Source organism: Pseudomonas sp. KBN12P06040, assembly GCF_037574965.1.
Lineage (GTDB): Bacteria > Pseudomonadota > Gammaproteobacteria > Pseudomonadales > Pseudomonadaceae > Pseudomonas > Pseudomonas aeruginosa.
In genome coordinates this window covers 6,050,993-6,076,748 of sequence record NZ_JBBELS010000001.1, presented here as the reverse complement: position 1 = coordinate 6,076,748, position 25,756 = coordinate 6,050,993, and the positions used below count along the sequence as shown (strand labels likewise).

The window sequence follows — 25,756 nt, the reverse complement described above, 5'->3', positions numbered from 1 at the left end:
ACGATGAGCAAGGTCAACCTGGCGATCATCGGCGGGGGCCTGGTCGGCGCCTCGCTGGCGCTGGCCCTGCAGGCCGGCGCTCGGGAGCGCGGCTGGTCGATCGTGCTGATCGAACCCTTCGCCCCCGGCAATGCCTACCAGCCCAGCTACGACGCCCGCTCTTCGGCGCTGTCCTACGGCAGCCGGCAGATCTACGAGCGACTCGGCCTGTGGCCGGCGATCGCCGAGCGCGCCGAGCCGATCCTGCATATCCATGTTTCCGACCGCGGCCGCTTCGGCGCCACCCGCCTGACCGCCATCGAGGAAGGCGTGCCGGCGCTGGGCTACGTGGTGGAGAACGCCTGGCTCGGCCAGTGCCTGTGGAAGGCGCTCGACCCCGAGGTGGTGCGCTGGCACTGCCCGGCCGAAGTGAAGACCCTGGAAGCCCGGGAGGGCGGTTACCGGCTTACCCTCGACGACGAGACGCAACTCGATTGCGAGCTGGCGATCCTCGCCGATGGCGGTCGTTCCGGGCTGCGCGAACAACTTGGCATCGCCGTGGAGCAGACGCCGTACCGGCAGACTGCGCTGATCGCCAACGTATCGCCCTCCGAGGCGCACCTCGGGCAGGCCTTCGAGCGCTTCACCCCCAGCGGTCCGATGGCCCTGCTGCCGTTGCCGGAGAACCGTTGCGCGCTGATCTGGACCCGCCCAGGCAAGGACGCCGAACGTCTGCGTGGCCTCGATGACGCGGCCTTCCTCGGCGAGCTGCAGGCTGCCTTCGGCTACCGCCTCGGCGCCTTCCGCCAGGTCGGCGCACGGCACTGCTACCCCTTGCACCTGGTCGAGGCCCGCGAGCAGGTGCGTCCGCACCTGGTGGTGCTGGGCAACGCTGCGCACAGTCTGCACCCCATCGCCGGCCAGGGCTTCAACCTGTCGTTGCGCGACACCCTGGCGCTGGTCGACGCCCTGCTCCACGACGACGCGCCGCTGGGCGAGTTCGCCGTGCTGCAGCGCTACCTCGATGGGCAGCGCCTGGACCAGCAGATGACCGTCGGCTTCTCCGACCGGGTGACCCGGCTGTTCTCCAACGACCGCGCGCTGCTCGGCGCCGGGCGCAACCTCGGCCTGCTCGGGCTCGACCTGCTGCCGCCGGCCAAGCGCTGGTTCGCCCGTCAGGCCATGGGCCTCGGCGCGCGGCCGCTGTAGCGCCATGCCGGTCTGGTCGAGGGCGCGCAAGGCCCGCCTGCTGCGCTTCGCCATGAACCTCTACCCGCCCTTCCTGGGGGCGGGCATCCGTGTGCGGCACATCGCCGGCGATTTCCGCGAGGTTCGGGTGCGCATGGGCCTGAACCGGCTCAATCGCAACTATGTAGGCACCCAGTTCGGTGGCAGCCTCTACGCGATGACCGACCCGTTCTTCATGCTGATGCTGATGCTGATGGAGAACCTGGGCCGCGACTACGTGGTCTGGGACAAGGCGGCCAACATCGAGTTCGTCAGCCCGGGCAAGGGCCCGGTGCATGCGCATTTCAGCATCGACCAGAAGCTGCTCGACGAGGTCCGTGAGCGGACCGCCGGCGGCGAGAAGTACCTGCCCCGGCTGCACGCCGAAGTGCGCGACGACGCCGGCACCCTGGTGGCGCGGGTTCAGAAAACCCTGTACGTGCGGCTCAAGCCGCGCCTGCGGAACGCGGCCTGAAGAGGGCCCACGAGTGGAGAACGAGGATATGCACGTGGATCTGGTCATCGTCGGCGCCGGCATGGTCGGTAGCGCCCTGGCCCTGGCCCTGGAGGGCAGCGGCCTGGAGGTGCTGCTGGTGGACGGCGGCTCGCTCGACGTGGCGCCGTTCAAGCCGGAGGCGCCCTACGAGCCGCGGGTCAGTGCGCTGTCCGAAGCCAGCCGGCGGATTCTCCAGCGCCTGCACGCCTGGGACGGCATCGTCGCGCGCCGCGCCGAGCCCTATCGCGAGATGCAGGTGTGGGATGGCTCCGGCACCGGGCGGATCGGCTTCAGCGCCGCCAGCGTGCACGCCGAGGTGCTCGGCCATATCGTCGAGAACCGGGTGGTGCAGGACGCCCTGCTGGAACGCCTGCACGATTCCACCACCGGCCTGCTGGCCAACGCGCGCCTGGAACAGATGCGCCACTCCGGTGACGACTGGCTGCTGACCCTGGCCGACGGCCGTCAGCTGCGCGCGCCGCTGGTGGTCGCCGCCGACGGCGCCAACTCGGCGGTACGCCGCCTGGCCGGCTGCGCCACCCGCGAATGGGATTACCTGCACCACGCCATCGTCACCAGCGTGCGCTGCGAGAACGCGCACCGCGCAACCGCCTGGCAGCGCTTCACCGACGACGGCCCGCTGGCCTTCCTGCCCCTGCCGGACCGCGGCGACGAACACTGGTGCTCGATCGTCTGGTCGACCACCCCGGAACAGGCAGAACGGCTGATGGCGCTGGACGAGGATGGCTTCCGCGCCGCCCTCGGCGAAGCTTTCGAACAGCGCCTGGGCGCCATCCTGCATGCCGACCGGCGCCTGTGCATCCCGCTGCGCCAGCGGCACGCCAAGCGTTACGTCGAGCCGGGCCTGGCGCTGGTCGGCGACGCTGCGCACACCATCCACCCGCTGGCCGGACAGGGCGTGAACCTGGGTTTCCTCGATGCGGCGGTGCTGTCCGAGGTCCTGTTGCACGCCCTGGAGCGCGGCGAACGGCTTGCCGACGAACGCGTGCTGAGTCGCTTCGAGCGGCGGCGGATGCCGCACAACCTGGGCATGATGACGGCAATGGAAGGCTTCGAACGCCTGTTCCAGGCCGACCGGTTGCCGCTGCGCTGGCTGCGCAACGCCGGCCTGCGCCTGGTCGACGGCCATCACGAGGCCAAGGCGCTGTTCGTCCGCCAGGCGCTTGGCCTCAGCGGCGACCTGCCGGCGCTGGCACGAGTCTGAGCGGGGCGGCCCCCCTGACGGGAGGGCCGCCAGTCCTCAGAACAGCGCCGCGCAGTCACGCATGACCTGCGCCTTGTTGCGCAGGTAGAGCCCGAACAGGTTGCGCGCGGCTTCTTCGTTCACCTCGATTTCCATCGCCTCGACGAAGGCGTTCACCGCCGCCGTGGCGTGGGCGAAGTGATTGCTCTCGGTGCCGCCGGTGTGCACCGTTACCCAGGCCACGGTGGCGCGGGCGCGTTCGGCGGGTACGCCCATGTCGCGGCTGAACCATTCCTTGTACAGCGGGTGGATGTACTCCACCTCGCCGTGGGTATAGACCTCGTGTACCAGCGTGGTCAGCAGTCCCTGCATCAGGTCGCGCTCGCGCAGGCGCTGGCGGTCGGTCCAGTCCTTGAACGCCTGCGCCGAAGGCAGGCAGTTCTCGCGCAGCAGCCAGCGGTCGTCGCCGCAAAGGGTGGTGGCCATGGTGTAGAAAAGATCGGCATGCACGGTGTTGCCGAGGGCGCCGAGGTCTTCGTCGGTGATCCGTTGCAGGCTGCCGCAGGCTCGATAGAGCTGGTCTGCCGCTGCCGAACCCTGTTCCGAACGGGCCAGCAGGGTCAGGCGATTGGCCAGCCCGGAAACGCTGGCCGCCGAGTTGTTGGTCTTCGACCAGCTGGCGAAGAACTTGCGCAGCGGCTCGACCGCCTGGCGCCGGGCGGTGACCCGGGCGAAGGCGTCCTCGATGTCCAGCAACGACGCCGTCTCGTCCCAGAAGGCCCGGAACAGCGCATGGCGCAGGGTTCCGGCGGGCATGTCGTTGAGGACTGGCTCGATGACGCCGAGCAGCTTGCTGTGGGGGGTGATGACATGGTTCATGGCTAACCTCCTGACGGTTCTTGTTGTTCTTGCGATGGTTACGGTCTTCCTTGCGACGCGCGCAGGGCCGCGCGTTCGGCCTGTGGTGCGGACCAGCCGTAGCGGGTCAGCAGCAACGGCAGCAACTGGGCCAGGAGGATCAGGCCCAGGCAGCCTGGCCAGCCCCAGCGGTCCCAGAATGGCGCCGGCAGCACCGCGCCGAGGCTGCCGCCGGCGTAGTAGCAGGTCAGGTAGAGGCCGACGGCGCCGGCCTTGTCGGTCCCGGCGTTGCTGGCGGTGAAAGCGTTGACCGTGGACTGTGCGAGGAACACGCCGGTGGCGCTGAGAGCCAGGCCGACGAGAATCGTCGGCAGGCCCGGCGCCAGGGTCAGCAGCGAGCCGCAGACGCCCAGCAGCGATGCGCCCAGCAGCAACTGGCGGTGCGGGCGGGCGCGGGCCAGGCGGCCGCTGGCGGGAATCACCAGCAGGGCGAGGAGGAACACCGCGTAGATCGAGCCGAGCTGAGCGGTGTCCAGGCTGTACGGCGGACGGCTGAGATGGATGCCGATATAGGTGAACATGGCGACCTGGGAAAAGAGGACACAGAACCCCACCGCGTAGGACGACAGCAGCGGAGCGCGGAACAGTTCACGGGATACTAAGGGGCGTTTCCCGGGTGCGGGCGAGTGCCTGCCAGAATTGGCAGGGAGCAGCGCGCGGATGGCGACGGCGATGAGCAGGGTCAGCCCGGCGAGGATCCGGAAGGCGACGCGCCAATCCCATTCCTCGGTCAGCAGGCCGGTGAGGAAGCGTCCGGCGAAGCCGCCGAGGATGGTCCCGGCGACATAGAGGCTGGTCAGCTCGATGACCGCGCCGCCGCTCCAGCGCTCGCCGATGTAGGCCACGCTGCTGGCGAACAGCAGGGGAATCAGCATCCCCTCGGCGAAGCGCCAGAGCAGGAAGGCGGCGAAGCTGCCGGCATGGGCGGCCAGCAGCATGGGCACGCAGAGCAGGCTGGCGGCGAAGGCGATCACCCGGCTGCGCTCGCGACCGCCGCTGAGCCGGCCGACGAAGGGCGCGGCGAGGGCCACCGCCAGGGTGGTGGCGGTGATGCTCCAGTTCGATTGATGGGCGCTGATGTGGAAGCTCGCCGCCAGTTCGTCGAAGATGCCCTGGGTGGTATAGAGATTGAGGAACGCAGCGCAACCGCAGAGAAACAGCGCGAGGCGGGGGAAACCCTGGGACGAATTCATGGAACGCTCTGCCTGGACGAGAAACCCCCTGTTATAGGGGCGCTCCCGACGGGCTGGCCAATACCGATTCAGGACCGATCGATACCGAGGAACCGCATGCTCGACCTACGCCGCCTGCGCTGCTTCGCAGCCGTTGCCGAAACCCTGCATTTCGGCCGCGCCGCCCAGCGCCTGCACATGGCGCAGCCGCCCTTGACCCGGCAGATATCCGCGCTGGAGGAAGAGCTGGGCTTTCGCCTGTTTGACCGCTCCAGCCGGGCGGTGACCCTCACCGCCGAGGGCAGCCTGTTCCTGCCTTACGCACGCGGCCTGCTGGACCAACTGGAGCGCACCGCCGGCTTCGCCCGCAAGTTGGCGCAGGGGCTGGCCGGCCACCTGACCCTCGGCTACGCCAGCTCCATCGCCCTGTCGGACCTGTTCACCGAGGCGATCCGACTGTTCCGCGAGCGCCATCCGGAGGTGCAACTGGAGCTGCTCGAAGGCGCTTCGGCGGCGCAATGGGCGCAGATCGCCGAAGGCGGCATCGATGTGGGGCTGGGGCGCCTGCCGCCGCCGGAAGGCCAGGTCGGCATCGAGGTGCTGGCCCTGGGCGGCGAGCCGCTGGTGGTGGCCGTGCCCAACGGCGATCCGCTGGCGCGGCAAGAGCGGATCGGCCTGTACGATCTGCGTGATCGGCCGCTGATCCTGTTTCCGCTGGACTACGGCTCCGGCCTCAACGAACTGATCGAGCGCCTCTACCGGAAGGCCGGGCTGGCGCTGACGAGGGGACCGGCCGGACGCCAGATCACCTCGATCATCGCCCTGGTCGCGGCCGGCCAGGGCGTTGCCCTGGTGCCGCGTTGCAGCACCGCGCTGGCCCGGGCCGGAGTCGTCTATCGCCCGCTGGCCGAGCCCGAGGCGCTGGCCGATTTCCTCGTCTTCACCCGCCGCCATGGCCGCAGCGCCGCGGTGGAGGCGTTTCTCGCCATCCTCGGCGGCCTGGACGCAGGCGAAACACCCCGACACATTTAGTCGCGCGGGTTCGCAAGCGAGATTTCTTATCATTCGTGCCTACGTTCCGCTGACGAGGCTGTTCTTCATGCAGGCAAGCAAAGCTCTACTCGCCGCCCTGGCCCTGGGCATCACCGGCCTGGCCCAGGCCGCCGACGAAGTGGTGGTGTATTCCTCGCGCATCGACGAGCTGATCAAGCCGGTGTTCGATGCCTACACCAGCAAGACCGGCGTGAAGGTCAAGTTCATCACCGACAAGGAAGCGCCGCTGATGGCGCGGATCAAGGCCGAAGGCGCGAACACCCCGGCCGACCTGCTGCTCACCGTGGACGCCGGCAACCTCTGGCAGGCCGAGCAGATGGGCCTGCTGCAACCGTTCAAGTCGGCCACCATCGAACGGAACATTCCCTCGCAGTATCGTTCCAGCACCGATAGCTGGACCGGGCTGTCGCTGCGCGCGCGGACCATCGTCTACTCCACCGAGCGGGTCAAGCCGGAAGAGCTGAGCACCTACGAAGCCCTGGCCGACAAGCAATGGGAAGGCCGCCTGTGCCTGCGCACGGCGAAGAAGGTCTACAACCAGTCGCTGACCGGGACCCTGATCGAGACCCACGGGGCGCAGAAGACCGAGGAAATCCTCCAGGGCTGGGTGAACAACCTGGCCACCGACGTATTCGCCGACGACAACGCGGTGATCCAGGCGGTGGACGCCGGCCAGTGCGACGTCGGCATCGTCAATACCTACTACTACGGACGCCTGCACAAGCAGAACCCGAACCTGCGGGTCAAGCTGTTCTGGCCGAACCAGGCCGACCGCGGCGTCCACGTCAACCTGTCGGGCATCGGCCTGACTCGCCACTCGCCGCATCCCGAGGCAGCCAAGGCGCTGGTGGAATGGATGACCGGGCCCGACGCCCAGGCGCTGTTCGCCGGGATCAACCAGGAATTCCCGGCCAACCCGCAGGTCGCGCCGTCAGCCGAAGTCGCCAGCTGGGGCAGCTTCAAGGCCGACAGCATCCCGGTGGAAGTCGCCGGCAAGCGCCAGGCCGAGGCGATTCGCCTGATGGACCGCGCCGGCTGGAACTGACCGCCGGTTATACTCGGCGCCCCGGCTCGTCCGAGCGGGGCGTCGTTCGTTCCGCACCGAGGATTTCGTGGCCCATCCCGCTCCCCGCCGCTGGTACCCCATCACCTTCACCGTTGCCGCGCTGGTGCTGCTGCCGCTCAGCGTGCTGCTGCTGAGCTGGCTGGAGATCGACCGGGAAATCTGGAGCCACCTGTGGGATACCCAGTTGCCGCGCCTGCTCGGCAACACCCTGACCCTGGTGCTCGGCGTCGGCATCGGCGTGACTCTGCTCGGGGTCAGCCTGGCCTGGCTCACCAGCCTCTGCGAATTCCCCGGGCGGCGCTGGCTGGACTGGGCGCTGATGTTGCCGTTCGCGATCCCGGCCTACGTCCTGGCGTTCGTCTTCGTCGGCCTGCTGGATTTCGCCGGACCGGTGCAGAGCCTGCTGCGCGAGTGGTTCGGCAGCGGCCTGCGGTTGCCGCGCGTACGCTCCACCGGCGGGGTGATCCTGGTACTGGTGTTGGTGTTCTATCCCTATGTCTACCTGCTCGCGCGCAGCGCCTTCATCGCCCAGGGCAAGGGCCTGATGGAAGCCGCGCGGGTTCTCGGCCTGTCGCCCTGGCAGGCGTTCCTGCGGGTCGCCCTGCCGATGGCGCGGCCGGCGATCGGCGCCGGCCTGGCGCTGGCGGTGATGGAAACCCTGGCCGACTTCGGCGCGGTATCGGTGTTCAACTTCGATACCTTCACCACCGCTATCTACAAGACCTGGTACGGCTTCTACAGCCTCTCCAGCGCCGCCCAGCTGGCCAGCCTGTTGTTGCTCGGGGTATGCCTGGTGCTGCTCGGCGAGCGCCACACGCGAGGCCGAGCCAAGGCCGCCAGCGAGCGTCCGCGCGGCGCGCCGCTGTACCGCCTGCGCGGCGCCAGGGCGCTGGCGGCGAGCGCCTGGTGCGGGCTGGTGTTCCTCTGCGCCTTCGTGATTCCCGTGGCGCAACTGGCTGTCTGGTTCTGGCGCCAGGGCCGTTTCGACCTCGACGAGCGCTACTGGGACCTGATCGGCCATACCCTGACGCTGGGCGGCATCGCCGCGCTGGCGACGGTCGCCGTGGCCCTGCTGCTGGCCTTCGCCGTGCGCCTGGCGCCGACCCGCGCTATCCGCGGCGCGGTGGGCCTGGGCAACCTCGGTTATGCGCTGCCGGGCTCGGTCCTGGCGGTCTCGATCATGCTGGCCTTCAGCTGGCTGGACAATCACTGGGTGATCCCGCTTTCCAGCGCCCTCGGCGGTGCCGGCAAGCCGCTGCTGCTGGGCAGTCTGTTCGCCCTGCTGCTGGCCTACCTGATCCGTTTCATGGCGGTGGCCTACGGGCCGCTGGAAAGCGGGCTGGCGCGGATCCGCCCGTCGCTGCCGGAAGCCTCGCGCAGCCTCGGCGTGGGCGGCCCGCTGCTGTTCCTGCGGGTCTACCTGCCGCTGTTGCTGCCGGCCTCGCTGAGCGCCGCGCTGCTGGTCTTCGTCGACGTGCTCAAGGAGATGCCGGCGACCCTGCTGATGCGTCCTTTCGGTTGGGACACCCTGGCCGTACGGATCTTCGAGATGACCAGCGAGGGCGAATGGGCGCGCGCCTCGCTGCCGGCCCTGACCCTGGTGCTGGTCGGCCTGCTACCGGTGGTCGGGTTGATTCGTCGTTCTGCCCATCATTCCGATCGTTGAGCCCAGTATCCATGCAGGTCGTAGGGTCTATGCACGGATCGCGGCACGCTTCCATGGTGTCCTGCTCCGGGGCTTGCGGCTACAATGCGCGCGATTTCGTGCCGGCGGTCCCTGCCGACGGCACCCGCTACGCCCGGAAGGAGAATACCCATGGGATTGCGCACCCCGCTTTACGAGCTGCACGTCGCGCTCGGCGCCAAGATGGTCGATTTCGGCGGTTGGGACATGCCGCTGCACTACGGTTCGCAGGTCGAGGAGCACCATCAGGTTCGGCGTGACTGCGGCGTCTTCGACGTGTCCCACATGACCGTGGTCGACGTCTCCGGCGAGCAGGCCACGGCCTATCTGCAGCATCTCCTGGCGAACGACGTGGCGCGCCTCGGCGAGACCGGCAAGGCGCTCTACAGCGCGATGCTCAACGAAGAGGGCGGGGTGGTCGACGACCTGATCGTCTACCTGACCGAGAACGGCTACCGGGTGGTGGTCAACGCCTCCACCCGCGACAAGGACATCGCCTGGATGCAGGCGCAGGCCGCCGGCTTCAAGGTCGACCTGCAGGAACGCGGCGACCTGGCGATGCTCGCCATCCAGGGCCCCAACGCCCGCGTGCACAGCTCCGAACTGGTATCCCCGGCACGCGCCGCGCTGATACGCGAACTCAAGCCGTTCCAGGGCCGTGCCGAGGGCGACTGGTTCATCGCCCGCACCGGCTACACCGGCGAGGACGGCCTGGAAATCATGCTGCCGGCCGCCGAGGCGCCGGGTTTCCTCAACGAGCTGGTTGGCGCCGGGATCTCCCCGGCGGGCCTGGGTGCGCGCGATACGCTGCGCCTGGAGGCCGGGCTCAATCTCTACGGCCAGGACATGGACGAAAGCGTTTCCCCGCTTGCCGCCAACATGGGCTGGACCGTAGCCTGGGAGCCGGTTGCGCGGGACTTCGTCGGCCGCCGCGCGCTGGAAGCGCAGAAGGCCGCCGGCGACCAGCCGAAGCTGGTCGGCCTGGTTCTGGAGGAGCGCGGCGTGCTGCGCGCCCACCAGGTGGTGCGGGTAGCTGGCATTGGTGAGGGGGAGATCACCAGCGGCAGCTTTTCGCCTACCCTGAACAAGTCCATCGCGCTGGCCCGCGTGCCGGCCGCCACCGGCGATCGCGCCGAGGTGGAAATCCGCGGCAAGTGGTACCCGGTACGGGTGGTCCAGCCCAGTTTCGTGCGTCACGGCAAGCCCCTGATCTAACCTGGCAATGGCGACCGCCGTCGCCCCCGACTTCGAGGAAAACAAGATGAGCAATATTCCCGCCGAACTGCGTTACGCCCAGAGCCACGAATGGGCTCGCCTGGAAGCCGACGGCAGCGTCACCGTGGGCATTTCCGACCATGCCCAGGAAGCCCTTGGCGATGTGGTCTTCATCGAGCTGCCGGAGCTGGGCAAGACCCTCGCCGCCGGCCAGGAAGCGGGCGTGGTCGAGTCGGTGAAGGCCGCCTCCGACATCTATTCGCCGATCGGCGGCGAAGTCATCGCTATCAACGAAGCCCTGGCCGACACCCCGGAAGACGTCAACAACGACCCGTACGCGTCCTGGTTCTTCAAGCTCAAGCCGAGCAATCCGGCCGAGCTGGACAAGCTGCTCGACGCCGCTGGCTACCAGGCCGCCGTCGACGCGGAAGGCTGAGCCGCCGCGTAGTCGCGACAAAACCCGCTATCCTTGGACAAGGCCTCGATCATTCGAGGCTTTGTTCTTTTTGCAGCGGCGAAATGCGTTTTCGCCGTCGTTGCTTTCTCATTCGATATCCGTTCGGCGACGATCGCTGGCAGGGCGATGCCGCCCCCAACGAGACCGAAGCCATGTCGCAGACGCCGTCCCTCGCCCAGCTCCAGCCCGCCGATGCCTTCCTGCGCCGCCACCTCGGCCCCGATCCGGCGGAACAGCAGGCCATGCTGGATTTCCTCGGAGTTTCCACTCGCGCCGAACTGATCGTGCAGACGGTGCCGCCGGCGATCCGCCTCAACCGGCCGCTGGAACTGCCCGCCGCGCTCGACGAACAGGCCGCCCTGGCGCGCCTGCGCGGCTACGCCGGGCTCAACCAGCGCTGGACCAGCCTGATCGGCATGGGCTACTACGGCACCGTGACGCCGCCGGTGATCCTCCGCAACGTGCTGGAGAATCCCGGCTGGTACACCGCCTATACGCCCTACCAGCCGGAAATCGCCCAGGGCCGCCTGGAAGCGCTGCTGAATTTCCAGCAACTGACCATCGACCTCACCGGACTCGACCTGGCCAGCGCCTCGCTGCTCGACGAAGCCACCGCCGCCGCCGAGGCCATGGCCCTGGCCAGGCGGGTGGCGAAGGCCAGGAGCAACCGGTTCTTCGTCGATGCGCATTGCCATCCGCAGACCGTTTCGGTGTTGCGTACCCGCGCCGAGGCGTTCGGTTTCGAGCTGGTCGTCGACGAGCCGGACAATCTTGCCGCCCACGCGGTGTTCGGCGCCTTGCTGCAATACCCGGACAGTCGCGGCGAGATCCGCGACCTGCGCCCGCTTATCGAGGCGTTGCACGGCCAACAGGCGCTGGCTTGCGTCGCCAGCGACCTGCTCGCCCTGTTGGTGCTGACCCCGCCGGGGGAACTCGGTGCCGACGTGGTGCTCGGCAGCGCCCAGCGCTTTGGCGTACCGATGGGCTACGGCGGGCCGCACGCGGCGTTCTTCGCCACCCGCGAAGGGTACAAGCGGGCAATGCCGGGGCGGATCATCGGCGTTTCCCGCGACGCCCGCGGCAACCCGGCGTTGCGCATGGCCCTGCAAACCCGCGAGCAGCACATCCGTCGGGAAAAAGCCAACTCGAACATCTGCACCGCCCAGGTGCTGCTGGCCAACATTGCTTCGCTGTATGCCGTCTACCATGGGCCGCAGGAGCTGAAACGCATCGCCCAACGCGTCCAGCGCCTGACCGCGCTGCTGGCGGCGGGCCTGGAAAGCAAGGGACTGCGGCGGCTCAACCGGCACTTCTTCGACACCCTGACCTACGAGGTCGGCGAGCGTCAGGCGGCGATCCTCGAACGGGCGCGGGCGGCGCGGGTCAACCTGCGCGTGGTCGACGACCGGCGGCTGGCCCTGAGCCTCGACGAAACCTGTGACGCGGCGACCCTGGCGACCCTGTTCGAGATCTTCCTCGGCGCCGGCCACGGGCTGGATGTCGCGCACCTGGATGGCGGGGCGGTGGCCGACGGCATTCCGGCGGTCCTGCAACGCACTTCGGCCTACCTGCAGCATCCGGTGTTCAACGCCCACCACAGCGAGACCGAGATGCTTCGCTACCTGCGCCAGCTGGAAGGCAAGGACCTGGCGCTGAACCAGGCGATGATCCCGCTCGGCTCCTGCACCATGAAGCTCAACGCCAGCAGCGAGATGATCCCCATCACCTGGCCGGAATTCGCCGAACTGCATCCGTTCGTGCCGCGCGAGCAGGCCGAGGGCTATCGCCGGATGATCGACGAACTGGAAGCCTGGCTGCGGGCGATCACCGGCTTCGACGCCATCTGCATGCAGCCGAACTCGGGAGCACAGGGCGAATATGCCGGGTTGCTGGCGATCCGCCGCTACCACCGGAGCCGCGGCGATAGCCAGCGCGACATCTGCCTGATTCCCGCATCGGCGCATGGCACCAACCCGGCCTCGGCGATCATGGCCAGCATGCGGGTGGTGATCGTCGAGTGCGATCCCCGCGGCAACGTCGACCTCGACGACCTGCGCCTCAAGGCGGCCGAGGCGGGCGACCGGCTGTCCTGCCTGATGATCACCTATCCCTCGACCCACGGCGTCTACGAGGAGGGGATAGGCGAGATCTGCGAAGTGGTCCACCGCCACGGCGGCCAGGTCTACATGGACGGCGCCAACCTCAACGCCCAGGTCGGCCTGGCGCGACCGGCGGACATCGGCGCGGACGTCTCGCACATGAACCTGCACAAGACCTTCTGCATCCCCCATGGTGGTGGCGGACCGGGCATGGGGCCGATCGGGGTCAAGCGGCACCTGGCGCCGTTCGTCGCCAACCACCCGGTGATCCGCGTCGAAGGGCCGAACCCGCTGAACGACGCGGTCAGCGCGGCGCCCTGGGGCAGCGCCAGCATCCTGCCGATCAGTTGGATGTACATCGCCATGATGGGCCCGCAGTTGGCCGACGCCAGCGAGGTGGCGATCCTCTCCGCCAACTACCTGGCGAACCGCCTGGACGGGGCGTTCCCGGTGCTCTACCGCGGGCGCAACGAGCGCGTCGCCCACGAATGCATCCTCGACCTGCGACCGCTCAAGGCGCAGACCGGGATCACCGAGGAAGACGTGGCCAAGCGCCTGATGGACTACGGCTTCCACGCCCCGACCATGTCCTTCCCGGTACCGGGCACGCTGATGGTGGAGCCGACCGAGAGCGAGTCGAAGGCGGAGCTGGATCGCTTCGTCGAGGCGATGCTGAGCATCAGGGCCGAGATCGGCAAGGTGGAAAGCGGCGACTGGCCGGCGGAGGACAACCCGCTGAAACGGGCGCCGCATACCCTGGCCGACGTTACCGGGATCTGGCAGAGACCCTACGAGATCGCCGAGGCGGTGACCCCGAGCGAACATGCGCGGGCGTTCAAGTACTGGCCGGCGGTTAACCGGGTGGACAACGTCTACGGCGACCGCAACCTGTTCTGCGCCTGCGTGCCGCTGGACGACTACCGCGAGTGACCTCGCCTCCGGGCGGAGGCGAGGTCGCCGGGGCCTACTGCTGGACGGCGGACTGCTCGCCGCCGGCGAGGATCGCGCTGGCCAGTTCCATGTCGCTGGCCTGCAGGTCCGGGTTGTCGTTGCGCAGCTTCTGCAGGGCGGCTTCCAGGTATGGCCCGCGGATCGCGCCGTCGCTGGCGATGTAGCTGCCGGCGTCGTCCTGCGCGGCGACGATCAGCTTGTGGTCGTGGCGGAAGGTCAGGTAGGTGGAGGCCGTGGTGGCACCCGAGGAAATGATGTTGCGCCAGAAGGTATCGGCCGTGGCCGAGCCCAGCGGCAGGGCGGCGATGACCAGGGTGGCGGCGGCGAGTTTGACGGAACGCATGGGGGAACTCCTGATAGGGGGCTGCGTGTTACATCAGATCGCGTTTGCCGTCCCGGAGTTCCAGCGGGGATGACCGTCCGGTCGCTTTTTCCGCTGCCGTACAGCCCCCGCCGGCCGGGAGCTACAGCGATTCAGGGCGCGGCAGGCTCGACGTGCAGCAGGGCGCCGTCCTGGCCGGTGACCCGGACCAGGGCGCCGCGCGGCAGGTCGGGACCGCTGACCAGCCATAACGCGTCCTCGACGCGCAGCTCGCCGAGCCCGCCGACGATCGCCCGGTGCAAGGGAAAGGTGCGGCCGAACAGGTCGTCGCCGCGTCGCTGCAACCCTGGCGTTTCCTCGACGCTACCGGCCTTGCGGCGACGGCGTCGATGCAAGGCGGCGACCAGCCCGGAGAGCAGGACGAACAGCCCTACCTGCCAGGGCCAGGCCAGTCCCGGCAGGAGCGCGCCGAGCGCACCGACACAAGCGGCGGTGAGGCCGACCCGCAGCAGATAGCCGCCGGCACCGAAGATTTCCAGGAGCAGGAGGACGGTACCGAAGGCCAGCCAGTCCCAGAAGTCCAGGCGTAGCAGCAGGATTTCCATCGGCCGGCCCTCAGCGCCGGCTCGGCGGCCGGCCGAGCCACATCGGGCCAGGGACGCCGCTCGCGGCTCGCCGCAGGTGCGGTGCGCCGGGGCTGGGGAGCGTCGGCGCGGGGACGGCGGGGGGAGCGCTCGTCATCGTCTACATCCTTGTCTGTGGGCCTGGCAGGCCCGTCCGGCGTTGTGCCGTGCAACCGTCGGAACTCCGCCGACGGGATGTGCCGCTACTTCTGTTCGCTCTGCGGGGTCACCCGCAGTACTTCCTCCAGCGTACTGATACCCGCGGCGACCTTCTGCGCGCCGGACAGGCGCAGGCTGCGGGTGCCTTCTTTGTACGCCTGGCGGCGCAGGGCGACCAGGTCGGTGTCGGCGGTGATCAGTTCTTTCAGGCTATCGCTGAGCAGCATGATTTCATAGACGCCGGCGCGCCCGCGATAGCCGGTGTCGCGGCACTCCAGGCAACCCACGGCCTGGTGCGCGCCGCTGGGCGGCGGGGCGCTCCAGGGGCGGGTCAGTTCGTGCCAGTCGCTGTCCGCCAGTTGCATCGGCGCCTTGCAGTGCGGGCAGAGCGTGCGCACCAGGCGCTGGGCCATGACCCCCAGCACCGTGGCGCGGATCAGGTAGTAGGGCACGCCCAGTTCGAGCAGGCGGGTGATCGCCGTGGGCGAGTCGTTGGTGTGCAGGGTGGAGAGCACCAGGTGCCCGGTGAGCGCCGCCTGGATCGCCATCTCGGCGGTCTCCAGGTCGCGGATCTCGCCGACCATGATGATGTCCGGGTCCTGCCGCAGCAGGGCGCGTACGCCGCTGGCGAAGGTCAGGTCGATGTTGTGCTGGACCTGCATCTGGTTGAACGAGGGCTCGATCATCTCGATCGGGTCCTCGATGGTGCAGACGTTCACCTCGTCGGTGGCCAGTTGCTTGAGCGTGGTGTAGAGCGTGGTGGTCTTGCCCGAGCCGGTGGGGCCGGTGACCAGGATGATGCCGTTGGGTTGGCTGGTCATGCTCTGCCAGCGGCGCAGGTCGTCGGCGGAGAAGCCGAGCTGGTCGAAGCTCTTGAGCAGCACCTCGGGGTCGAAGATGCGCATCACCATCTTCTCGCCGAAGGCGGTGGGCAGGGTCGACAGGCGCAGCTCCACCTCGGCGCCGTCCGGGGTCTTGGTCTTGACCCGGCCGTCCTGCGGCTTGCGTTTCTCCGCCACGTTCATCCGTCCCAGCGACTTCAGGCGGCTGACCACCGCCATGGTCACCTGCGGCGGGAACTGGTAGACGTTGTGCAGCACGCCGTCGATACGGAAGCGCACGGTGCCCTGCTCGCGGCGCGGCTCGATGTGGATGTCGCTGGCGCGCTGCTGGAAGGCGTACTGGAACAGCCAGTCGACGATGGTGACGATGTGCGCGTCGTTGGCGTCCGGCTCCTGGTCGGCGGCGCCGAGGTTGAGCAACTGCTCGAAGTTGCCGACGCCGCTGATCTTCTGGTCCGGCGAGGTGGCGCCGCTGACCGAGCGGGCCAGGCGGAAGAACTCGACGGTGTAGCGCTGGATGTCCGCCGGGTTCGCCACCACCCGCTTGATCGGTCGCTTGAGCACATGCACCAGGTTGCTTTCCCAGCCCTGTACGAAGGGCTGGGCGCTGGCGATGGTGACTTCCTCCGGACTCAGCGCGACGGCGAGGATGCCATGGCGCTGGGCGAAGGCGTAGGACATCAGCGGAGTCACCGCGGCGACGTCGATCTTCAGCGGGTCGATGCGCAGGTAGGGCTGGCCGGCATACTCGGCCAGCCACTGGGTGAGGGTCTCCAGGTCGAGCTTGCGTCCGGGGCGCTTGAGATCCTCGACCTGCTGCGCGGCGAGGAACTCCAGCGGATGCTGCTGGTTGCGCACCGCGCTGCGGCGGATCGCCAGGCACTGTTCGGCCTGCTCCTGCCCGACCCGGCCCTGGGCGACCAGCTCGCGGAGCAGGTCGCCGAGGTCCAGCAGGCGGTCCTGGGCGGCGGTGGCGAACACGGACATGCAGACTCCCTTCGGATGATGGCGGTAGCGGCGAAGCTTATTTCATCAGCGCCTTCCAGGGTTTGAGCGTCAGCACAGTATGGGCCTGCGTGGCGCGGGCAGCCAGGCGCTCGGCATCGACAGGTTGCCGCAGCAGCTCCAGCAACTTGGCCAGTTCGCCGTAGAGGCGGTCGGCTTCCGGCAGGTCGAGCACGCCGCGCGCCAGGCGCAACCAGGTAAGCATGCGCTGCAGGCGCGGCGCTTGGTCGAGGAGCAGCTCGGGATGCTGGTGGGCGCGCGCCAGCGGCGTGGCCTGGGCTTCTTCGGCAAGGCTGCGCAGCAGCCATTTGCCCAGCGCGGCGGCGCCCTGGCGGTTGCCGCGCTCGTTGCGCGACTCGGTCCAGGCCTTGGCCAGCAGCCAGCGCGAGGCATTCAGGGAGAACAGGCCCCAGCGGGTCTCGTCGAGTTCGCCGCGGAACAGTTGTGGCGCCTGCTGGCGTAGCGTCTCGTCGTCACGGCCGCGCTCGATGCGCGGCGCCCAGTCGGCGAGGAGAGCGTCCAGCGCTTCGCGCAGCTCGCGACTGCTGGCGCGTGGCACCGCCTGGCCGAGGCTGCCGAGCAGGGTACGCAGGTCCTGCAAGTGTTGCAGCCAGTCCTCCAGCAGGCGCCAGTGGCCGTTGAAGCGATACTGTTCGGCCAGTCGCTGGCTGCTGCCGAGCAGGTACCAGGCGATGGCGGCGAAGGCACCGTCCAGCGGGGTTTCCGCCAGCAGTTTCTGGGCCGGGGGATCGACCTCGTAGCTGTTCGGGTCGAACAGGCGGTAGCCGCGCTCGGCCTTGCTGATGTCGCAGGGCATCAGCGGCAGGTCGGCGGCCAGTTCCGCGGCCAGCTCGAGCAGCGCGGCGGCATCGCCCTGGCGCAGTTCCAGCTCCAGTTCGCAGATTTCCTCTTGGTTGTCGCCGGCGACCACCTTGCCCAGGTCGAGCGCCGCCTCCACGACTACCCTGGCCTTGCCGCGGCCCCAGGCGATCTCGGCGCGCTGGCGGACGAAGTCGGTGCTGAAGATCGGCTTGAGCTGCTTCTTGTCGAGGTCCTTGAGGGCCGCCGGCCAGCACTTGTCGTCGAGTTTCTTCAGGTCGAGCTTGTTCTTTTCCAGGTACCAGTCCCACTCGTTGCGTTCGGACAGCCCGGCCACGCTCTGCCCGCGGCTCTTCAGCGTCTGGATGTACTGCTCGCCGTCGCGGCGCATGCGCAGGGCGACCTTGGCCCGGGCCAGCTCGCGGTCGGGGGTGTCGTAGTACTGGTTGTACAGTTCGCGGCGCTCCCAGCCCGATTTGTTGCGTTTCTTCAGCAACGGGTGCTCCTGCAAGGCTTCCAGGGTGGCGCGGCTGACGCGGAGTTTGATTTCGGTTTCTTTCTGCATGGGGCGATGTCCGGCTCGGGACGCCAGGCGTCCGCGGGTGAAGGTGTTCCAGATCAAAGGCGCGCGGGGTGGGTGGCCTATACTTTTCGGCATTTCCACTAGGGAGGCGTTCCATGCCGACCAATCCGTTCATCAGCCTGTTCGGCCGTTCGCCGATCGGGCCGATGCAGCAGCACATCGCCAAGGCCCACGAATGCGCGGCCGGCCTGTTGCCGTTCTTCCGCGCGGTGATCGCCGAGGACTGGGCGCAGGTCGAACAGGTTCAGCAGGACATGGTGCGACTGGAGCAGGAAGCCGATCGGCTGAAGAAGAACGTCCGGATGCACCTGCCCAAGAGCCTGTTCCTTCCGGTGCCGCGCTCCGATCTGTTGGAGCTGCTCAGTGTACAGGACAAAGTCGCCAATCGCGCCAAGGACATCGCCGGGCTGATGCTGGGCCGGCGCATGCGCATCCCGCTGCCGCTGCAGGGCCAGATGCTCGCCTACGTGCAGCGCTCGGTGGACGCCAGCGCCCAGGCGTTGCGGGTAGTCAACGAACTCAACGAACTGCTCGAGACCGGCTTCGGCGGGCGCGAGACCAGTCTGGTGGAAAGCATGGTGGAGGAACTCGAGGCGATCGAGAACGACACCGACCGCATCCAGGTCGAGGTGCGCCGCGAGCTGTTCCGCCTGGAAAGCGAGCTGCCGCCGGTGGACGTGATGTTCCTCTACCAGATCATCGAATGGATCGGCGATGTCGCCGACCGCGCCCAGCGGGTCGGCAACCGCCTGGAGCAATTGCTGGCGCGTTGAGCGCCAGGTTTCTTTCCGCCTTCTGCCCGCATACGGATCCCCGCCCATGTCCCTGATCGCCGACCACGGCTTCGCCTTCCTCGTACTCGCCTGCCTGTTCGGTTTCTTCATGGCCTGGGGCGTCGGCGCCAACGACGTCGCCAACGCTATGGGCACCTCGGTGGGCTCACGGGCGCTGACCATCCGCCAGGCGATCCTGGTGGCGATGGTCTTCGAGTTCTGCGGTGCTTACTTCGCCGGCGGCGAGGTCACTGAAACGATCAGGAGCGGCATCGTCGATCCGCAGTACATGACCCCCGACCTGCTGGTCTTCGGCATGCTCTCGGCCTTGCTGGCCGCCGGGGTCTGGCTGTTGCTGGCGACGATCAAGGGCTGGCCGGTGTCGACCACCCACTCCATCGTCGGCGCGATCATCGGCTTCGCCTCGGTCGGTGTCTCGGTGCACGCGGTGCACTGGGGCGCGATCGGCCCGATCGTCGCCAGTTGGGTGGTGACGCCGGTGCTGTCCGGGCTGCTCGCCTTCGCCCTGTTCAGGAGCGTGCAGTGGCTGGTACTGCATGCCGAGGACCCGTTCCGCAGCGCGCGCCGCTACGTGCCGCTGTACATGTTCCTGGCGGGCTTCATGGTCGCGCTGATGACCGTCGGCAAGGGCCTGAAGCATGTCGGCCTGGAGCTTTCCGGCCTCCAGACGCTGGGTCTGGCGTTGCTCGCCGGCGGCCTGGTGATGGGCCTGGGTATCGTCCTGCTGTTGCGTATCCGACCCACTGGCGGAGCCGATCCGCGTGGCGGCTTCGCCAGCGTCGAGCGGGTCTTCGCGGTGCTGATGATCTTCACCGCCTGCTCCATGGCTTTCGCCCATGGTGCCAACGACGTGGCCAACGCCATCGGCCCGGTGGCGGCGGTCGTCGCGGTGGTCCAGGCCGGCGGCGACCTGGATCTGGTGAGCCGTTCGCCGGTGCCGTCCTGGGTACTGCTGCTGGGCGCGGTGGGCATCGTCATCGGCCTGGCTACCTATGGCTACCGGGTGATCGCGACCATCGGCCGGGAGATCACCGAGCTGACCCCCAGCCGCGGCTTCGCCGCCGAGCTGGCGACCGCCTCCACGGTGGTTGGCGCCTCGGCCATCGGCCTGCCGGTGTCCACTACCCATACCCTGGTCGGCGCGGTGCTCGGCATCGGCATGGCGCGCGGTATCGGCGCGCTCAACCTGCGGGTGATCGGCTCGATCTTCCTGTCCTGGGTAGTGACCCTGCCGGCCGGCGCGGTGCTGGCGATCCTGTTCTTCCTGGTCCTGCGCGCGCTGTTCGGCGCCTGAGCGCGGTCTTCGTCGGCTGGCGCAGGCGGAACCGGAACGGACGGTTTTATCCACCGCCGCGATAGGCCATGATGGGGCTCGATCCGTGTGGAGAGTCCCATGCCGTTGCCGTCTCTGAAAGACCAGTTCGGCGCGCTGATCGCCGCGTCTTCCGTCAGTTGCACCCAGCCCGAGCTGGACCAGACCAACCGCCCGGTGGTCGACCTGCTGGCCTCCTGGCTGGGCGATCTAGGCTTCCGCTGCGAGATCCGGGAAGTCTCGCCGGGCAAGTTCAACCTGCTGGCCAGCTACGGCAGCGGTCCCGGCGGGCTGGTGCTGGCCGGCCACACCGATACCGTGCCCTACGACGAAGCGCTGTGGAGCAGCGATCCGCTGCGCCTGGACGAGCGCGACGGCCGCTGGTACGGCCTCGGCAGTTGCGACATGAAGGGCTTCTTCCCGCTGGCCATCGAGGCCCTGCTGCCGCTGCTCGACCAGCCGTTCCGCCAGCCGCTGATGATCCTCGCCACCTGCGACGAGGAAAGCTCGATGGCCGGCGCCCGTGCCCTCGCCGAAAGCGGGCGGCCGCTGGGGCGCGCCACGGTGATCGGCGAGCCGACCAACCTGCGGCCGATCCGCCTGCACAAGGGGGTGATGATGGAGCGCATCGAGATTCTCGGGCAGAGCGGCCATTCGTCCGATCCGAACCTCGGGCGCAGCGCCCTGGAGGCGATGCACGCGACCATCGGCGAGCTGATGGCGCTGCGCGGGGAATGGCAGCAGGTCTGGAACAACCCGCAGTTCAGCGTGCCCCAGCCGACCCTGAACTTCGGTTGCATCCACGGCGGCGACAATCCCAACCGCATCTGTGGCCAGTGTTCGCTGGAATTCGACCTGCGCCCGCTACCCGGCATGCAGCCCGAGCAGTTGCGCGAGGCGATCCGCCAGCGCCTGCGGCCGCTGGCCGAACGGCACAAGGTGAGCATCGACTACCAGCCGCTGTTCCCTGCCGTGCCGCCGTTCGAACAGGCGCAGGACAGCGAACTGGTACGCGTCGCCGAACGCCTGACCGGGCATCGCGCCGAGGCCGTGGCGTTCGGTACCGAGGCGCCATATTTCCAGCGCCTGGGCAGCGAGACCCTGGTCCTCGGCGCCGGCGACATCGCCTGTGCCCACCAGCCCGACGAGCACCTCGAACTGGCGCGTATCGAACCGATGGTCGGCGTGCTGCGCCGGCTGATCCAGCATTACTGCCTGACGCCCGCCGCCGACTGAAGCGCGGCGTGGCCGGCGACCAGCTCGAAGCCGCCGTTGATGACGAACTGCACGCCCATCGCCACCAGCAGGAAGCCGACCACTCGCGAGATGGCGTCGATCCCGGATTCGCCGAGGAACTTCATGATGCGCCCGGAGCTTTGCAGGGCGATCCAGAAGATCAGCGCGGTGAGCAGGGTGACGGTGATCGCCGCGAGGTGGATGAACAGCGGAATGCTTCCGTAGGTGGATTGCAGCGTCGACGCCGAGCTGACCACCAGGGCGATGGTCCCCGGCCCCGCGGTACCCGGCAGGGCCAGCGGAACGAAGGACAGGTCGCGGAAGTGCGGGGTGATCTTTTCCTCGTCCGACAGCAGGTCGTGCTGGACTTCGGTCTCGTCCGGCGTGGTGGCGGGGAACAGCATGGTGAAGCCGATATAGGCGACGATCAGCCCGCCGGCGATGCGCAGGCCGGGAATGGAGATGCCGAACACCTGCATCACCAGGCTGCCGCCGTAGAAGCTGACCAGCATGATCAGCGCCACGTAGAGGCTGGCCTTGAATATCTGCCGGTTGCGCTCCGCCGGCGGCAGGCTGCCGCCGAGGCCGAGCAGCAGCGAGACGCTGGTCAGCGGGTTGGCTACCGGGAGCACGGCGAGCAGGCCGACCAGGACGTGATGGAAGTATTCGCTCATGGATTTTCCTCGTTCGCGTGGGTGCGCGCCGGACGGCACGGCGAACGAGGCAGCCTAGCGAAAAAGCGCTGCGCGAGTTAACCGGGGTTTTCGGATAGTTTTTTTCAGAAATAGTGGTAAAACGGTTCGGTCCGGCCCCAAGCCCCGTACCATGGTCGAATCCCGCCGCTGCGGGGCCGCCGAGGGTTTAAACTCGCGCGTGATCCATCCGTCTCGTTAACCAGAAAGTGAGGAGAAGCCTGTCGATGTTGCTGCGACGACGATAACGGCGCCCTTCGGGCCGTCCCGGCCGCTCACGCTTTGCTCTCGCTCACGAAACGACAGGCTTTCCCCACCATGCCCGACTACGTCAACTGGTTACGTCACGCTTCGCCCTACATCAACTCGCACCGGGACCGCACCTTCGTGGTCATGCTCCCCGGCGAAGGGGTGGAGCATCCCAATTTCGGCAATATCGTCCACGACCTGGTCCTTCTCCACAGCCTCGGCGCGCGCCTGGTGCTGGTGCACGGTTCGCGCCCGCAGATCGAGGCGCGCCTGGCCGCGCGCGGCCTGGCTCCGCGCTATCACCGCGACCTGCGAGTGACCGATGCGCCGACCCTGGAATGCGTCATCGACGCCGTGGGTAGTCTGCGCATCGCCATCGAGGCGCGGCTGTCGATGGACATGGCCGCCTCGCCGATGCAGGGCGCGCGCCTGCGGGTCGCTGGCGGCAACCTGGTCACCGCGCGGCCGATCGGCGTGGTCGAGGGTGTCGACTACCACCATACCGGCGAGGTCCGTCGCATCGACCGCAAGGGCATTGGCCGCCTTCTCGACGAGCGCAGCATCGTCCTGCTCTCGCCGCTGGGCTACTCGCCGACCGGGGAAATCTTCAACCTGGCCTGCGAAGACGTGGCCATGCGCGCCGCCATCGACCTGGAAGCGGAAAAGCTGATTCTCTACGGCGCCGAACAGGGCCTGCTGGACGCATCCGGCAAGCTGGTCCGCGAACTGCGCCCGCAGCAAGTGCCCGCGCACCTGCAACGGCTGGGCAACAGCTACCAGGCCGAGCTGCTGGACGCCGCGGCGCAGGCCTGCCGGGCCGGGGTCAAGCGCAGCCATATCGTCAGCTACACCGAGGACGGCGCGCTGCTCAGCGAGCTGTTCACCCGCACCGGCAACGGCACCCTGGTCGCCCAGGAGCAGTTCGAACAGTTGCGCGAGGCGGGCATTGAGGACGTTGGCGGGCTGATCGAGCTGATCCGCCCGCTGGAAGAGCAGGGCATCCTGGTACGCCGTTCCCGCGAGGTGCTGGAACGCGAGATTGAACAGTTCAGCATCGTCGAGCGCGAAGGGCTGATCATCGCCTGCGCCGCGCTCTACCCGATCGCCGATTCCGAGGCGGGCGAGCTGGCCTGTCTGGCGGTCAACCCGGAGTACCGCCACGGCGGGCGTGGCGACGAACTGCTGGAGCGGATCGAGGAGCGCGCGCGCGGACTCGGCCTGAAGACCCTGTTCGTGCTCACCACGCGGACCGCGCACTGGTTCCGCGAGCGCGGCTTCCAGCCCAGCAGCGTAGAGCGGCTACCGGCGGCGCGGGCCTCGCTGTACAACTTCCAGCGCAATTCGCAGGTATTCGAGAAGAGCCTGTGATCCGCCGGCGCGTCCCTGGGCGCAGGGGCGCGCCGGCTTCGCTCAGTTGCTGATCAGGCCGAGGATGCTCGCCTGGTAGGCGGCGACGAAGGTATCGAAGTCGCCATCCTGGTCGCGTTCCAGCTCCGTCTGTTCGGCCAGGGAGTCGCTGGCCATCTTCTCGAAGCGTGCCTGCTCTTCGGCGGCCAGCGGATGCTGGCGGAAATACTCCGCGTGTTCGCGGCTCTGGCGCAGGGAGAACGCTTCGAAGCTCTCGCCGCGCTCGCGCATGACCTTCAGCACCTGCGCCGAAGGCGTCAGTTCCGCATCGGCCACCTTAGCCCGCTGCGCTGCCAGCGCCGCCGCGTGGGCTTCGCCGCCGCGTGCGCGGTCGAGCAGCGCCGCGGTGTCGGCGATTCGTTCGAGCAGCTCGTTCGCCCAGACCTTCAATTCCACCGGCTGGCCGCGACGTTGCAATTGCAGGCCCGGCCGCCTGCCTTCCTTGACCACGGCGAGGAAGTTGTCGGTGGCGTCGCTGCACTCGCCGTTCAGCAGCGGGCTGTCGCTGAACGCGCAGAACAGCAGGAAGGCGTCGAGGAAGCGCGCCTCGTCCAGGTCGATGCCCAGCGGCAGGAACGGGTTGATGTCCAGGCAGCGCACTTCCACGTACTGCACGCCGCGAGCGGCCAGGGCCTGCACCGGACGCTCGCCGGTGTAGGTGACGCGCTTTGGCCGGATGCTCGAGTAATACTCGTTTTCGATCTGCAGGATGTTGGTGTTCAGCTGCACCCATTCGCCATCCTGCTTGGTGCCGACCTTCTCGTAGGGCGGGTAGGGCGTGCTGACCGCCTGGCGCAGGCTGTCGATGTAGCTCTGCAGGTCGTTGTAGCAGGGCGTCAGGCCGGCCTGGGCGTTGTTCTGGTAGCCCAGGTCGCTCATCCGCAGGCTGGTGGCGTAGGGCAGGTAGAGCGTGTGTTCGTCGAGGCGCTCCAACTGGCTCGGGCGGCCACGCAGGAAGCCGGCGTCGAGGGCCGGCGAGGCGCCGAACAGGTACATCAGCAGCCAGCTGTAGCGGCGGAAATTGCGAATCAGGGCGATGTAGGCGGCGGACTGGTAGTCGCGTTCCGATAGCTCGCTGCCTTCGGCCTGGCGCAGCAGCGGCCAGAGCCTCTCCGGCAGGGAGAAGTTGTAGTGGATGCCGGCGATGCACTGCATGGTCTTGCCGTAGCGCAGCGCCAGGCCCTTGCGGTAGACGTACTTCAGGCGGCCGATCATCGAGCTGCCGTAGCGGGCGATCGGGATGCTCTCCTCGTCCGGCAGCTCGCAGGGCATCGATGGGCTCCACAGGTATTCGCCGTCCAGCTTCGAACTGGCGAAGCGGTGGATGCGCTCGAGATCGGCCAGAGTGTCGGCGACGTCGGTTTCCGTGGGCGTGATGAACTCCAGCAAGGCCTCGGAGTAGTCGGTAGTGATCTGTGGATGGGTCAGGGTCGAACCCAGGGCCCGGGGGTGGGGGGTGAGCGCCAGCTTGCCGTCGCTATCGACTCGCAGGCATTCGCGCTCGATGCCATGCAGGCACTCGGTCAGCAGGGGCAGGTTGGCTGCGGCGCCGAGCAGAGCCAGGCGGCGGGAGAGAAGATCGCTCAAGTCGGGATTCCTTGTGATCGCGTCCCAGATCGGTCGCCCCAATATGAGGGTGGACCGAGCGGTCTACAAGAGGGAGGACGTAAATGCGTTTTCGCTTCGTCCTGGGGCCGGTCGCCGCGACTTCGGCGGGAGCCGTCGAGGCGGGCGCCCGGCACGGATCGGGATCGCCGTTGCGCGCCATTCTGCCGCATGGCGGCCGCGCCGGTTTACAACTGGGCGAAGGTACCTTGTCCTTTCGCGACCAGTTTGTCGCCTTGCCGCACCTCGGCTTCCACCACCAGGCTGCGGCGCCCGGCATGGAGGACGCGGGCGACGCAGCGCACCTCGCCGTCGGCGACGGCGCGGATGTAGTTGATCTTGCATTCCAGGGTGACGCTCTGGCGGTCGAAACCATGGGAACTGGAGCAGGCCAGCCCCATGGTCACGTCCATCAGCGAGAACAGCGCGCCGCCGTGCATGACCCCGCCGCGGTTGCGCAGGTGCGCGGCCATCGGCAGGCGTACCTCGGCGACTCCGTCGCCGAGGCTGACCGGGTCCAGGCCGACCAGTTCGCTGTAGGCGCTGATCATCTGCTCGCGGGCGGGCATCTCGCTCATGGACGGCTC

22 protein-coding genes are annotated in these 25,756 nt (G+C 68.2%); 13 read left to right on the top strand and 9 right to left on the bottom strand.

The features are described 5' to 3' along the window. Positions 1 to 3 precede the first annotated feature (3 nt). Genes ubiH through VQ067_RS28540 form a run of 3 tightly spaced genes read left to right on the top strand, consistent with a single transcriptional unit; the run spans position 4 to position 2,927 of the window. Positions 4 to 1,188 (top strand): 2-octaprenyl-6-methoxyphenyl hydroxylase, encoded by a 1,185-nt coding sequence (ubiH, locus tag VQ067_RS28550; RefSeq protein ID WP_003096305.1) that lies wholly within the window; start codon positions 4 to 6, stop codon positions 1,186 to 1,188. Between the two features lie 4 nt (positions 1,189 to 1,192). Beyond that, positions 1,193 to 1,681, top strand: coding sequence for a DUF4442 domain-containing protein (locus tag VQ067_RS28545; RefSeq protein WP_033991279.1), 489 nt, complete (start codon positions 1,193 to 1,195; stop codon positions 1,679 to 1,681). A gap of 28 nt (positions 1,682 to 1,709) precedes the next feature. Continuing rightward, complete coding sequence (locus VQ067_RS28540; protein WP_031757042.1) at positions 1,710 to 2,927, top strand: 2-octaprenyl-3-methyl-6-methoxy-1,4-benzoquinol hydroxylase; 1,218 nt, start codon at positions 1,710 to 1,712, stop codon at positions 2,925 to 2,927. 36 nt (positions 2,928 to 2,963) lie between these two features. Here VQ067_RS28540 and VQ067_RS28535 read toward each other — a convergent pair whose 3' ends face one another. Together VQ067_RS28535 and VQ067_RS28530 are read right to left on the bottom strand one after the other, a co-directional pair. Next, entirely contained in the window at positions 2,964 to 3,785 is an 822-nt protein-coding gene (locus VQ067_RS28535) for a hypothetical protein (RefSeq protein ID WP_003118038.1), read from the bottom strand. A 38-nt stretch (positions 3,786 to 3,823) separates the two neighbouring features. After that, positions 3,824 to 5,017, bottom strand: a complete 1,194-nt coding sequence (locus tag VQ067_RS28530; RefSeq protein ID WP_003141948.1) for an MFS transporter — start codon at positions 5,015 to 5,017, stop codon at positions 3,824 to 3,826. Between the two features lie 96 nt (positions 5,018 to 5,113). Between VQ067_RS28530 and VQ067_RS28525 the strand changes: the two genes are divergently transcribed. The 6 genes from VQ067_RS28525 to gcvP all read left to right on the top strand — a co-directional run bounded on the left by VQ067_RS28525 (position 5,114) and on the right by gcvP (position 13,500). Next, entirely contained in the window at positions 5,114 to 6,028 is a 915-nt protein-coding gene (locus tag VQ067_RS28525; RefSeq protein WP_015503819.1) for a LysR family transcriptional regulator, read from the top strand. A gap of 67 nt (positions 6,029 to 6,095) precedes the next feature. Then, on the top strand, positions 6,096 to 7,094 hold the full coding sequence (locus tag VQ067_RS28520) for an extracellular solute-binding protein (protein WP_042852605.1): 999 nt from the start codon (positions 6,096 to 6,098) through the stop codon (positions 7,092 to 7,094). A gap of 67 nt (positions 7,095 to 7,161) precedes the next feature. Beyond that, positions 7,162 to 8,781, top strand: coding sequence for an ABC transporter permease (locus tag VQ067_RS28515; protein ID WP_022580394.1), 1,620 nt, complete (start codon positions 7,162 to 7,164; stop codon positions 8,779 to 8,781). Positions 8,782 to 8,931: 150 nt separating this feature from the next. Continuing rightward, positions 8,932 to 10,014, top strand: a complete 1,083-nt coding sequence (gcvT, locus tag VQ067_RS28510) for a glycine cleavage system aminomethyltransferase GcvT (protein WP_009314477.1) — start codon at positions 8,932 to 8,934, stop codon at positions 10,012 to 10,014. A gap of 46 nt (positions 10,015 to 10,060) precedes the next feature. Then, a complete protein-coding gene (gene gcvH / locus VQ067_RS28505) occupies positions 10,061 to 10,450 on the top strand; it encodes a glycine cleavage system protein GcvH (protein WP_003107397.1) in 390 nt (129 codons plus the stop codon). A gap of 173 nt (positions 10,451 to 10,623) precedes the next feature. Next, on the top strand, positions 10,624 to 13,500 hold the full coding sequence (gene gcvP, locus VQ067_RS28500) for an aminomethyl-transferring glycine dehydrogenase (RefSeq protein ID WP_033991295.1): 2,877 nt from the start codon (positions 10,624 to 10,626) through the stop codon (positions 13,498 to 13,500). Between the two features lie 34 nt (positions 13,501 to 13,534). Here gcvP and VQ067_RS28495 read toward each other — a convergent pair whose 3' ends face one another. From VQ067_RS28495 to VQ067_RS28480, 4 genes are all read right to left on the bottom strand, one after another. Continuing rightward, entirely contained in the window at positions 13,535 to 13,864 is a 330-nt protein-coding gene (locus VQ067_RS28495) for a DUF2388 domain-containing protein (protein WP_019485021.1), read from the bottom strand. 131 nt (positions 13,865 to 13,995) lie between these two features. Next, positions 13,996 to 14,448: an NfeD family protein gene (locus tag VQ067_RS28490; protein ID WP_003109994.1), complete on the bottom strand. Its 453-nt coding sequence runs from the start codon at positions 14,446 to 14,448 to the stop codon at positions 13,996 to 13,998. Positions 14,449 to 14,669: 221 nt separating this feature from the next. Continuing rightward, positions 14,670 to 16,454 carry a GspE/PulE family protein gene (locus tag VQ067_RS28485; protein ID WP_003096276.1) on the bottom strand — a complete coding sequence of 595 codons (1,785 nt, stop codon included), beginning with the start codon at positions 16,452 to 16,454 and terminating at the stop codon, positions 14,670 to 14,672. A 37-nt stretch (positions 16,455 to 16,491) separates the two neighbouring features. Further along, a complete protein-coding gene (locus VQ067_RS28480; RefSeq protein ID WP_033954788.1) occupies positions 16,492 to 17,856 on the bottom strand; it encodes a CYTH domain-containing protein in 1,365 nt (454 codons plus the stop codon). 113 nt (positions 17,857 to 17,969) lie between these two features. On the opposite strand from VQ067_RS28480, the gene VQ067_RS28475 reads away from it, so the two are divergent. The 3 genes from VQ067_RS28475 (at position 17,970) to argE (ending at position 21,216) form a co-directional block, all read left to right on the top strand. Continuing rightward, positions 17,970 to 18,647 carry a TIGR00153 family protein gene (locus VQ067_RS28475; RefSeq protein ID WP_003096272.1) on the top strand — a complete coding sequence of 226 codons (678 nt, stop codon included), beginning with the start codon at positions 17,970 to 17,972 and terminating at the stop codon, positions 18,645 to 18,647. Positions 18,648 to 18,693: 46 nt separating this feature from the next. Continuing rightward, positions 18,694 to 19,962: an inorganic phosphate transporter gene (locus VQ067_RS28470; protein WP_003100079.1), complete on the top strand. Its 1,269-nt coding sequence runs from the start codon at positions 18,694 to 18,696 to the stop codon at positions 19,960 to 19,962. 99 nt (positions 19,963 to 20,061) lie between these two features. Further along, positions 20,062 to 21,216: an acetylornithine deacetylase gene (gene argE / locus VQ067_RS28465; RefSeq protein ID WP_021263152.1), complete on the top strand. Its 1,155-nt coding sequence runs from the start codon at positions 20,062 to 20,064 to the stop codon at positions 21,214 to 21,216. Here the strand turns inward: argE and VQ067_RS28460 are convergent. After that, positions 21,189 to 21,890, bottom strand: a complete 702-nt coding sequence (locus VQ067_RS28460) for a MarC family NAAT transporter (RefSeq protein ID WP_003096266.1) — start codon at positions 21,888 to 21,890, stop codon at positions 21,189 to 21,191. The two genes, argE and VQ067_RS28460, sit on opposite strands and share 28 nt — an antisense overlap. A 336-nt stretch (positions 21,891 to 22,226) precedes the next feature. On the opposite strand from VQ067_RS28460, the gene argA reads away from it, so the two are divergent. Further along, a complete protein-coding gene (argA, locus tag VQ067_RS28455; RefSeq protein ID WP_003096265.1) occupies positions 22,227 to 23,525 on the top strand; it encodes an amino-acid N-acetyltransferase in 1,299 nt (432 codons plus the stop codon). A 42-nt stretch (positions 23,526 to 23,567) separates the two neighbouring features. Here the strand turns inward: argA and gshA are convergent, their stop codons facing one another. Next, entirely contained in the window at positions 23,568 to 25,151 is a 1,584-nt protein-coding gene (gshA, locus tag VQ067_RS28450) for a glutamate--cysteine ligase (protein WP_023107372.1), read from the bottom strand. 206 nt (positions 25,152 to 25,357) lie between these two features. Then, a complete protein-coding gene (locus VQ067_RS28445) occupies positions 25,358 to 25,720 on the bottom strand; it encodes a PaaI family thioesterase (protein ID WP_042115369.1) in 363 nt (120 codons plus the stop codon). Positions 25,721 to 25,756 lie beyond the last annotated feature (36 nt).

Coding starts and splice junctions, on each gene's coding strand:
- gcvH (WP_003107397.1), top strand. CDS start 10,061: ATGAGCAATATTCCCGCCGAACTGCGTTACGCCCAGAGCCACGAATGG.
- VQ067_RS28490 (WP_003109994.1), bottom strand. CDS start 14,448: ATGGAAATCCTGCTGCTACGCCTGGACTTCTGGGACTGGCTGGCCTTC.
- gcvP (WP_033991295.1), top strand. CDS start 10,624: ATGTCGCAGACGCCGTCCCTCGCCCAGCTCCAGCCCGCCGATGCCTTC.
- VQ067_RS28475 (WP_003096272.1), top strand. CDS start 17,970: ATGCCGACCAATCCGTTCATCAGCCTGTTCGGCCGTTCGCCGATCGGG.
- argA (WP_003096265.1), top strand. CDS start 22,227: ATGCCCGACTACGTCAACTGGTTACGTCACGCTTCGCCCTACATCAAC.
- VQ067_RS28445 (WP_042115369.1), bottom strand. CDS start 25,720: ATGATCAGCGCCTACAGCGAACTGGTCGGCCTGGACCCGGTCAGCCTC.
- VQ067_RS28545 (WP_033991279.1), top strand. CDS start 1,193: ATGCCGGTCTGGTCGAGGGCGCGCAAGGCCCGCCTGCTGCGCTTCGCC.
- VQ067_RS28460 (WP_003096266.1), bottom strand. CDS start 21,890: ATGAGCGAATACTTCCATCACGTCCTGGTCGGCCTGCTCGCCGTGCTC.
- VQ067_RS28520 (WP_042852605.1), top strand. CDS start 6,096: ATGCAGGCAAGCAAAGCTCTACTCGCCGCCCTGGCCCTGGGCATCACC.
- VQ067_RS28540 (WP_031757042.1), top strand. CDS start 1,710: ATGCACGTGGATCTGGTCATCGTCGGCGCCGGCATGGTCGGTAGCGCC.
- VQ067_RS28530 (WP_003141948.1), bottom strand. CDS start 5,017: ATGAATTCGTCCCAGGGTTTCCCCCGCCTCGCGCTGTTTCTCTGCGGT.
- VQ067_RS28535 (WP_003118038.1), bottom strand. CDS start 3,785: ATGAACCATGTCATCACCCCCCACAGCAAGCTGCTCGGCGTCATCGAG.
- argE (WP_021263152.1), top strand. CDS start 20,062: ATGCCGTTGCCGTCTCTGAAAGACCAGTTCGGCGCGCTGATCGCCGCG.
- VQ067_RS28495 (WP_019485021.1), bottom strand. CDS start 13,864: ATGCGTTCCGTCAAACTCGCCGCCGCCACCCTGGTCATCGCCGCCCTG.
- gcvT (WP_009314477.1), top strand. CDS start 8,932: ATGGGATTGCGCACCCCGCTTTACGAGCTGCACGTCGCGCTCGGCGCC.
- VQ067_RS28480 (WP_033954788.1), bottom strand. CDS start 17,856: ATGCAGAAAGAAACCGAAATCAAACTCCGCGTCAGCCGCGCCACCCTG.
- VQ067_RS28525 (WP_015503819.1), top strand. CDS start 5,114: ATGCTCGACCTACGCCGCCTGCGCTGCTTCGCAGCCGTTGCCGAAACC.
- VQ067_RS28485 (WP_003096276.1), bottom strand. CDS start 16,454: ATGTCCGTGTTCGCCACCGCCGCCCAGGACCGCCTGCTGGACCTCGGC.
- ubiH (WP_003096305.1), top strand. CDS start 4: ATGAGCAAGGTCAACCTGGCGATCATCGGCGGGGGCCTGGTCGGCGCC.
- VQ067_RS28470 (WP_003100079.1), top strand. CDS start 18,694: ATGTCCCTGATCGCCGACCACGGCTTCGCCTTCCTCGTACTCGCCTGC.